Source organism: Escherichia sp. KTE159 (assembly GCF_000408805.1).
Classification (GTDB): Bacteria; Pseudomonadota; Gammaproteobacteria; order Enterobacterales; family Enterobacteriaceae; genus Escherichia; species Escherichia marmotae.
In genome coordinates this window covers 1,767,396-1,775,600 of sequence record NZ_KE137292.1, presented here as the reverse complement: position 1 = coordinate 1,775,600, position 8,205 = coordinate 1,767,396, and the positions used below count along the sequence as shown (strand labels likewise).

General features: G+C 46.1%; 10 protein-coding genes and 1 pseudogene. 3 read left to right on the top strand and 8 right to left on the bottom strand.

Annotated elements, in window-relative coordinates; genetic code table 11:
• A partial coding sequence (locus A31E_RS26225) for a YadA C-terminal domain-containing protein (protein WP_016248824.1) occupies nt 1-537 on the top strand: 537 nt, incomplete at its 5' end.
• Nucleotides 538-623: 86 nt separating this feature from the next.
• Here A31E_RS26225 and A31E_RS13080 read toward each other — a convergent pair.
• The 3 genes and pseudogenes from A31E_RS13080 to A31E_RS13090 all read right to left on the bottom strand — a co-directional run.
• A pseudogene (locus A31E_RS13080) lies at nt 624-1,043 on the bottom strand (IS3 family transposase); the annotation flags it as partial.
• 640 nt (nt 1,044-1,683) lie between these two features.
• Entirely contained in the window at nt 1,684-2,085 is a 402-nt protein-coding gene (pliG, locus tag A31E_RS13085) for a g-type lysoyme inhibitor PliG (protein WP_016248822.1), read from the bottom strand.
• A 193-nt stretch (nt 2,086-2,278) separates the two neighbouring features.
• Nucleotides 2,279-2,683 carry a DUF1398 family protein gene (locus A31E_RS13090; RefSeq protein ID WP_016248821.1) on the bottom strand — a complete coding sequence of 135 codons (405 nt, stop codon included), beginning with the start codon at nt 2,681-2,683 and terminating at the stop codon, nt 2,279-2,281.
• A 327-nt stretch (nt 2,684-3,010) separates the two neighbouring features.
• Between A31E_RS13090 and zinT the strand changes: the two genes are divergently transcribed.
• Nucleotides 3,011-3,658, top strand: a complete 648-nt coding sequence (gene zinT, locus A31E_RS13095) for a metal-binding protein ZinT (protein WP_001516569.1) — start codon at nt 3,011-3,013, stop codon at nt 3,656-3,658.
• Nucleotides 3,659-3,783: 125 nt separating this feature from the next.
• Here the strand turns inward: zinT and yedF are convergent, their stop codons facing one another.
• Nucleotides 3,784-4,017: a sulfurtransferase-like selenium metabolism protein YedF gene (gene yedF / locus A31E_RS13100; protein ID WP_000790504.1), complete on the bottom strand. Its 234-nt coding sequence runs from the start codon at nt 4,015-4,017 to the stop codon at nt 3,784-3,786.
• Nucleotides 4,014-5,219: a selenium metabolism membrane protein YedE/FdhT gene (gene yedE / locus A31E_RS13105; protein ID WP_001516568.1), complete on the bottom strand. Its 1,206-nt coding sequence runs from the start codon at nt 5,217-5,219 to the stop codon at nt 4,014-4,016. Before yedE ends, yedF begins: the two co-directional genes overlap by 4 nt.
• Before the next feature lie 186 nt (nt 5,220-5,405).
• Here yedE and yedD point away from each other — a divergent pair, with 186 nt between their 5' ends.
• A complete protein-coding gene (yedD, locus tag A31E_RS13110; protein ID WP_001516567.1) occupies nt 5,406-5,819 on the top strand; it encodes a lipoprotein YedD in 414 nt (137 codons plus the stop codon).
• A gap of 33 nt (nt 5,820-5,852) precedes the next feature.
• Here yedD and amyA read toward each other — a convergent pair whose 3' ends face one another.
• From amyA to fliS, 3 genes are all read right to left on the bottom strand, one after another.
• Nucleotides 5,853-7,340 carry an alpha-amylase gene (gene amyA / locus A31E_RS13115; protein WP_001516566.1) on the bottom strand — a complete coding sequence of 496 codons (1,488 nt, stop codon included), beginning with the start codon at nt 7,338-7,340 and terminating at the stop codon, nt 5,853-5,855.
• A gap of 77 nt (nt 7,341-7,417) precedes the next feature.
• Complete coding sequence (fliT, locus tag A31E_RS13120) at nt 7,418-7,783, bottom strand: flagella biosynthesis regulatory protein FliT (RefSeq protein WP_001015042.1); 366 nt, start codon at nt 7,781-7,783, stop codon at nt 7,418-7,420.
• The gene (gene fliS / locus A31E_RS13125) at nt 7,783-8,193 is read right to left on the bottom strand and encodes a flagellar export chaperone FliS (RefSeq protein WP_000286599.1); all 411 of its coding nucleotides are present in this window, start codon (nt 8,191-8,193) and stop codon (nt 7,783-7,785) included. Before fliS ends, fliT begins: the two co-directional genes overlap by 1 nt.
• Nucleotides 8,194-8,205 lie beyond the last annotated feature (12 nt).

The window sequence follows — 8,205 nt, the reverse complement described above, 5'->3', positions numbered from 1 at the left end:
CAGCAGGTTACCAAAAATAATGCTGTGATAAATCAGAATATCAATAATGCCAAAAGCGAATCAATGGCATATACAGATCAGCAAGTTACCAAAAACAATGCTGTGATAAATCAGAATATTAATAATGCCAAAAGTGAATCAATGGCATACACTGATCAGGAAGTTACGAAAAATAACGGCGTTATTAATAAAAACATACAATCAGCAAAACAAGAATCATTCGCATATACTGATACAAAGTTTAACCAAATTGATGGGAAGATAAATTCAACATTTAAGCAGTTGAATGATAAGATAGAAGCTAATGCTAAAAAAGCTAATGCAGGTATTGCTTCTGTGGCAGCAATGACCAATATCCCGTATGTGAATAACCAGACATTTAGTGCCGGCGTTGGGGTTGGTAACTATAGAAACGGTAATGCAGTAGCTGTCGGTGTTCAATATAAACTTAATGAAAACACCAATATTCGTGCATCGTCTTCGTGGAATAATACTGATGGAGCAGTAGTCGGAGGGGGTATTGCTGTAGGTTGGTAATTTTTTTCTATAACTATTGTTTTTAAATTACGTAATCTAAAAACCTGCAGTCTATGGACTGACCCTATAAAGTTGGACAGTTCATGTTAAGCGGCTTTCAGGGCTTGGGTTCGGTATTCTACCGGACTCAGGCCTTTTAATTTCAGGCTGATCCGCTCGTTGTTATAATAATGAATATAGTCCTCTATCTCTTTCCTCAGTTCATTCAGAACGCTGAACCTGTTCAGGTAAAAACACTCCGATTTCAGTGTGCCGAAGAAGTTCTCCATCACTGCGTCATCCAGGCAGTTTTCCTTGCGCGACATACTTTGTGTCATTCCATGGGCCTTTAACTTTGCCTGATAGCCTGCCATTCGATATTGCCAGCCCTGATCCGTGTGCAGTAACGGTGTATCCTCCGGTACGAGCACTGAGAATGCATTGTGCAGTATCGTATTAATCATCTCCATCACCGGCCTTTCTGACAGACTGTAGGAGATAATATCCCGGTTAAACAGATCGAGAATTGAAGTGGTTGTTGGGACAAAACAGACACACAAAGCTTTGCACTGGACGCAAGGTTTTGTGCTCTTCGATGCTAAGTGGTGGGGCATATATGGGGCAAATCACACCGTTAGATCTTCGTAGAACTACGATGCTTGATGTTTCAGTCAACTCTAACCGCCTGTTATCTGGTCTGCTCTTGGGCGATCTTTGTCGTTTATGAAATATACATGGTCATATGATGTCCATGCAGGTGTAGGTTTTGTAACCTGTTGACTATGAGAGTGAAAAGAAGCGCGGCTGTCGGATTGGAGCCGCGGGACAAGGTCCAAAATTATCTAAGAGTTGTTGAATTTCCCAGCTTCTGTTGAAGCATATGCATCTTACTAATAACTAAAAAAGGTTTAAACTAAAAAATTAACCGTATTTTCAGGTAAGTCTTACCGACATATTCTCACCGCATTCAGACGGTTAAAGAAGCCGTATTTAGCGCGTAAACAGGGCGCGGGGGTGTCCCTTATGCCAGCAGATTCAATCGGGTGGGAAGACTCCGGGTCATATTTCATGTGGCAGGAACAGCGTCATAGACAGCCTCTGTCTGTTACTGACAGTTATCCTCAGGTACAGGAAAGCAATGACGGGGATAGCCCCGTCAATTTCTGTTTACTCAATCTGTATGTTGACGCTGTATTTTTTAACTTTGTTTTTACGAGCGTCATTACGGGTTTGAAGCACTCTTAGCTCATATTTACCGGAAGCGGGAAGGATGTACTGACCATTGTCATCAAGCTCGGGAGAATATCTGGAGAGATCAACAGAGTCGCTAATTCCTGGCCCAAAGAGGACAATATCAGCACCCTCATTGGAGATACTGATATGCACCTTCTGGCCTTTTTTGGCATAGAAGTTATATGTGTCGTAATCGTACCCCTTTATCTCTCCTGAGTACTGGGCGCTACTATGCCCCTTTCTGAACTCAACATTAATGTCCTTGCCAGCGGCAGAGGCCGTTGAGGTTAGCAGTGCAAAAAGAAAAATGGCTTTACCTATGCCATTGATTTTCATGTGTGTTCTCCTCAGTCAGGGTAAAACTGTTCGCTGTTATAATATAACAATTTTTGGCAGGCATTTTCCATGAACTTACCGTCTGGGAGCTGCTATGGAGCGTGAGTGGTGTCAGAGAAGAGAAAATCAAGCCAGAGATAATCTGACAGATACCTGTACGGATAACTGTCAGATCTGAAATGAGCTAATACATCTAAATTAAGGGTTTATTGTTCTCAACATCTTCAATATATAAGAGTGTATTATCGATAGAATAGTAACGACGTTTATTATCGTTAACGTCAGTAACCCACCGGAAGACACCCGCATTCGCGAGCGTTATACAATATTCCCGAAAAGTAGATCTTCTGGCAATGTGAGTCCGGGCTGCTTTTATTACTTTCTCAGGGTTCTTAGTGGCACTGACTTTTAATAGATTTCTGCTTCCTCTTATTAACAATACCTTGTCATCGTGTGTAACGATCCTAATGTTATCTGTAGCAAGATAGTAAATGTAATGCGCAATATGATGACGTTTTAACTCTGTGTAAAACCAGGAAAAGTTTAGCTCCGTTCTCACTTGCTCAAACATCTTTTGGAAAATAGCAACCTGATCCATCAGGGGGAATAATCTCTTGTTGGTTGTGAGAGTTTGTAGTTTGCATGATTGGTGCTATTCCTTCAATCAGATCCGATGACTTAATGTTGTCTCTGTACTGCATTCATGATTTCCCGTTATTACTGGCAGCGCAGTAAGACAAAATCATTACAATAAAAGCTTTCAACGGCGCATTTTTTCAACGGTTGTAGTTGGTGATAAAGACGTACTAAATGTAGGGTTATGGTGCGTGTGTTTGGTTAGGTTTTGCTATTCGTTCTTCAGTGTTGTTTTTATTAAATGTTATGTTATAACATTATGTGATGTTGAAGCGGGAGGACAAACTGGATGATGATTGTTAATAAATTGGCTTTTGCTCTGGGGTTACTATTAGCAGGCAACTATGCACTTGCTCATGGGCATCATTCACATGGGGCACCACTGACAGAAATGGAACAAAAAGCAGCAGAGGGTATTTTTGATGATAATAACGTGAAGGATAGATCCCTCGCTGATTGGGAGGGTATTTGGCAATCGGTGTACCCCTTGCTTCAAAGTGGTGATCTTGATCCTGTCTTTAAAATGAAAGCAGAAAAAGAACCGGGTAAATCATTCGCAGATATTAAAGCCTACTATCAGAAGGGATACATAACAGATGTTGACACAATTGGCATCGAAAATGGTGTTATGGAGTTCCATCGAGGGGAGGAGATGACTTCCTGTAAATATAATTACAGTGGGTTTAAAATACTGACATATAAATCAGGGAAGAAAGGTGTGCGTTATCTGTTTGAGTGCCGGGAACCAGCCAGTAAAGCCCCTAAGTTTGTGCAGTTTAGTGATCATATTATTGCCCCTCGTAAATCATCCCATTTTCATATATTTATGGGGAATACGTCACAACAGCAGTTACTTGAAGAAATGGACAACTGGCCAACTTATTATCCTTATCAGTTACAGACGAAAGAAATTGTGGATGAGATGCTTCACCACTAATTCATTCCTGCATGGTCATCAAATATTGAGACTATTTTTCTGATATACCACGGACTTTCTGTACGTCCACAATGGAGAATTCGTAGCAAAGATACTCCCGCTGCCTGAAACAGCGGGAGAAAAGATTACTTCTGAATTAAATAACGAATGGTCGGCCCGTCTTGTTGGATATCCAGTACGGTATAGCCGTGGTTACGTGCGTCCAGTGGAATATTATTAATTGACTGCGGACAGTCGCTGACCACTTCGAGGATCTCGCCTTTTTTTAACTGCGGCATCGCCTCAAGGGTCGCGACCGCCGGATAAGGGCAGGGTTCGCCCACCATATCAAGACGGTAATCAGGAACGATATTTTTCATGCAATCTCCTTAGCAGTTTGCAGCGCCGCGCGGCGGAAGAAGCGTTTCTCCCAGCCGATAATCAACATCAGGGCAGCGAACAACAGTAAATATGTCACCAGCAGGCCGCCCATTGGGCCAAAGGTTTTCAGCAGGTTGATTTTGTCCCAGTCGGTGGCCAGTGCCGGGGCGAAGTCATCCCAGTAATAAGCCAGAATCGTTGAGCCGATAACATTACCCAGCCCAACCCACCAGTAGTGCACCTGGCCTTCCACTGCACGGTACATCCAGCCAGTTTCGCAGCCGCCCGCCAGCACAATACCAAAGCCAAACAGTAACCCGCCAATGACGGCGTTCGGGCCAGCCCACATGATTTTCGGTTCTACACCTAACTGTACGTAACTGAAAATACCGATGGCACTTACCGCCATACCGATAATGATCGCTTTCGCCATATGGGTACGCCCGGTGATCCACATATCGCGGAACGCCGAAGTAAAGCAGATTTGCGCGCGTTCAATCAGTAAGCCAAAGCCGACGCCAAACAGCATTGCCAGCCCCAGCTTCGGTTGATTCATCGCCGTTAACAGCGCCCAGCCCAACATGCCAAAAAAGACCAGCATCCCGAGGCGGAAACGACGCCGTGCCTGATCTGGTTTTTGTGTTAGCGGTGAGGCGGCAGAGACTTTTTGCATTTTTACCGGGATACGGAAGACTGGCAGCAGAGTAAAGCGTGCACCAAACCATGAGCCAATGGCGGTGGCGATGGCAAAGAACCAGGCGTGCAGTGAGAACTGCGGAATGCCAGTGAAAAATGCAGCCAGGTTACAGCCCATCGCCAGACGCGCGCCGAAACCAGCGATAATCCCGCCAATAATAGCCTGCATAATGCGGATACGGCTGCGCGGCATACGTAATTTAACGTTGTTGGCCCACAGAGCCGCGGCAAAACAGCCGCCAAACATACCAAGAATCATCATCCCGTCAATGCGGGTTAATGGCGATCCTTCCAGATGGATAATTTTAAAATAGCCCCACTCTTCGGCATGGACGCCAAACAGTTGCAGGAGCTGACCACCCCAACGGGTAAATTCGCCGGTAACAGCCCAAAAGGTGCCGGTGATGCCAAAATAATAAGTGGAGAGAATACCCGCCGCGATGACCGCAGGGATGGGGGCCCAGAATTTAATCAACCAGGCTTGTTTGAATTGCTGCCATGACATGTATATAGCCTCTGAACTCAGAAGGTTTGAAACAAGAGCCGCGAATAATACACCAGACAAATTCTTTTTCGTGGTAATAATTCACAAAAATAATGGTTAGATCAAATTTCTCTTTGGGCCTGGAAAGGCTGGCAGCATCAAGGCATTAATGCCACAATCCTCTTTTCTTCTCATGCAGGATGAATGATGAAAAAACTCGCAATTGCAGGCGCACTTATGCTGCTGGCTGGCTGTGCCGAAGTTGAAAATTATAACAATGTTGTGAAAACGCCCGCGCCAGACTGGCTGGCGGGCTACTGGCAGACTAAAGGGCCGCAACGTGCTCTGGTCAGCCCGGAAGCGATAGGTAGCCTGATTGTCACTAAAGAGGGTGATACGCTGGATTGCCGTCAGTGGCAGCGGGTGATTGCTTTACCGGGTAAGTTGACGCTGATATCTGATGATCTCACTAACGTTACTGTCAAACGTGAACTGTACGAGATTGAGCGTGACGGTAACACTATTGAATACGATGGCATGACGATGGAACGCGTGGATCGACCAACGGCTGAATGTGCTGCTGTGCTGGAAAAAGCGCCGTTGCCGACGCCACTACCGTAATGAAATATCCCCGGTTTGCCGCCGGGGATGTGTTTAAATCACCTCTTCGATAACCCACACACTGACGCTACCGCCGTTGCAAAAAAAGGTCGCTTCGCCATTTTCATCGGTCACCACGCTCTCTTGCCGATTGCCCAGAAAATCACGCCAGGTTTTATTGCCGTAATTCTCTCCCAGATGAATGGTTTTTTCGCCATCGTCACCGTTTGACATCACCACCACACAGCCTGGATATTCGTCGGTGCCGCTGCGACTAAAGGCAATACAGTTCGGATGATCGAAAAATAACGTCTGTACACCGTGGGCGAAGCGCTGGCGGGCGAGGATTAACTCATCGAGCTGTTCGATTATTGGCATATCTATCGGATAGGTTTGCCCGTCACCGCCGACATCTTCGTAATGAGCACCGTACAGATCAGGGTAGAACACTGAAGGGACGCCATTTTCCCGCAGCAAAATAAGGGCATACGCCAGCGGTTTAAACCACGGTTCTACCGGAGCTTCAAGGGCTTGCAACGGTTGGGTATCGTGGTTGGCGACCAGTGTAACGGCATGGAAAGGATCGGCTTCCACCAGCGTACCGGTGAATATCTGCGTCATATCGTAGTTGCGCCCCATTCGGGATGCTTCATGGAATTTCATTTGCAGCGGCGCATCAAATAGCATGGTTTTGCCTTCTACCTGGGCAATATATGTTTGCAGCTTATCTACTTCACGCGACCAGTATTCCGCCACAATAAATAGCGGTTTTGGCGCGACTTCCTGCACGTGTTCGATCCACTCTTTATAAAACCAGGCTGGAATATGTTTTACTGCGTCGAGACGAAAACCGTCGCACTGCGTTTGCTCCATCACCCAGCGTGCCCAGTATTTAAGCTCTTCCGTGACGGCATGGTTGCGAAAATCGATATTTTCGCCCATCAGATAGTCGAAATTACCTAACTCATCATCAACCTGGTCATTCCAGCCTTCGCCGGTGTAGTCGTTGACGATTTTAAAAATGCCATCTTCGTTTGGATTTTCGATATGGTCGATGCCGCTAAAACATTTGAAGTCCCAGATGAACTGCGAGTATTGACCGGCACGAGCCGGGAAGGTGTAACGGGTCCAGCCTTCGCACTCAATGATTTCATCATCAATTTGCGTGCGATCATCTGCATTGACGCGCTGTACGCGAATGGCTTCTTTTTCGTCAGCCCCCATTTTGTGGTTGACGACCACGTCCAGCAGTACGGCAATGTCATTGCGTTTGAGTGCGTCAATGGCCGCCAGCAACTGTGCTTTATCGCCATATTTGGTGGGGATGCTGCCTTTCTGATCAAACTCGCCTAAATCAAATAAATCATAGGAGTCGTAGCCAACAGAATACCCGCCCGATGCGCCTTTATAGGCGGGCGGCAGCCAGATCATATTGATACCAATATCATTTAAACCGTCGGCGCGCTCGGCCAGTTCAGGCCAGAGCTTGCCGCCTTCCGGGTAATACCAATGAAAACATTGCAACAGCGTGGGGTTACGCATTCTTCGACTCCGCTCAAGGGGAACATTAGAAGCGTAGCCGTAATCGGATTATTCGCGAGCAATCAGCTCTTTAAGCTTCAAAAGAGATTTTCCTGCGGCGCCAGCACGTAGCCACCCTGATCGCCGTAGGTGCTTAACACCGATTTTTGCATTGATGACTGACCGACCAGTTTCGCCAGTTCATCCATCCGAATCTGCAATAACTGTTTTACTTTGTTTTCGTTTTCCAGAACGAGGCGCAGCATAGGTCTGAGTTGCTCCTGGATCATGGCAGAGGGTTCCATTTCTTCCGTTAAGTGTGCAATTTTTTGCACCGCATTGACATATTCCATTTCGCTGGCGATGAGTTCATCCCACCGTCCTTCTGTCGCCAGGCGTAACATGAGCTGGCTTTTTTCGACGAGTTGTTGCCAGGCAAAATACAAGTGCGGTGCATGGTTCATCAGACAGGGTCCTGAATCAATGAAGGGGAGAGTAGAGACTCTTTCCAGGCATCGGCAAGATTGCGCATTAAAGTTTCCACTTCTGCGACTGCGGAGACATCGTTGCGTAAATTAGCTTGCAGCAAACGCCTGATCATATAGCTATAGAGTGCAATCAAATTCTGGGTTAATTCGTCCTGACTTTCTTCGTCAAGACTGAGTCTCAGCCCGTTCTCAATAATGTTGATCGCTTTTGACAAAGAGACGCCTTTGCCTTCCTGATTGTTGTCCTGCATAAACAAGCGCGCTCTTACCAGCGCACTCAACACGCCGTCAAATAGCATGGTGACCAGTTGCTGTTGGCTGGCACTCATTACGGCGCTTTCGACGCCAATTTGTGCGTAGGCCTGGGTGCCTTTTGCGCTGTACATTGTCTCTCCTGA

Bases quoted from the DNA above. Each gene is read 5' to 3' on its own strand.
- fliS (WP_000286599.1), bottom strand. From the start codon at position 8,193: ATGTACAGCGCAAAAGGCACCCAGGCCTACGCACAAATTGGCGTCGAA.
- pliG (WP_016248822.1), bottom strand. From the start codon at position 2,085: ATGAAAATCAATGGCATAGGTAAAGCCATTTTTCTTTTTGCACTGCTA.
- zinT (WP_001516569.1), top strand. From the start codon at position 3,011: ATGATGATTGTTAATAAATTGGCTTTTGCTCTGGGGTTACTATTAGCA.
- yedF (WP_000790504.1), bottom strand. From the start codon at position 4,017: ATGAAAAATATCGTTCCTGATTACCGTCTTGATATGGTGGGCGAACCC.
- yedD (WP_001516567.1), top strand. From the start codon at position 5,406: ATGAAAAAACTCGCAATTGCAGGCGCACTTATGCTGCTGGCTGGCTGT.
- amyA (WP_001516566.1), bottom strand. From the start codon at position 7,340: ATGCGTAACCCCACGCTGTTGCAATGTTTTCATTGGTATTACCCGGAA.
- fliT (WP_001015042.1), bottom strand. From the start codon at position 7,783: ATGAACCATGCACCGCACTTGTATTTTGCCTGGCAACAACTCGTCGAA.
- A31E_RS13090 (WP_016248821.1), bottom strand. From the start codon at position 2,683: ATGGATCAGGTTGCTATTTTCCAAAAGATGTTTGAGCAAGTGAGAACG.
- yedE (WP_001516568.1), bottom strand. From the start codon at position 5,219: ATGTCATGGCAGCAATTCAAACAAGCCTGGTTGATTAAATTCTGGGCC.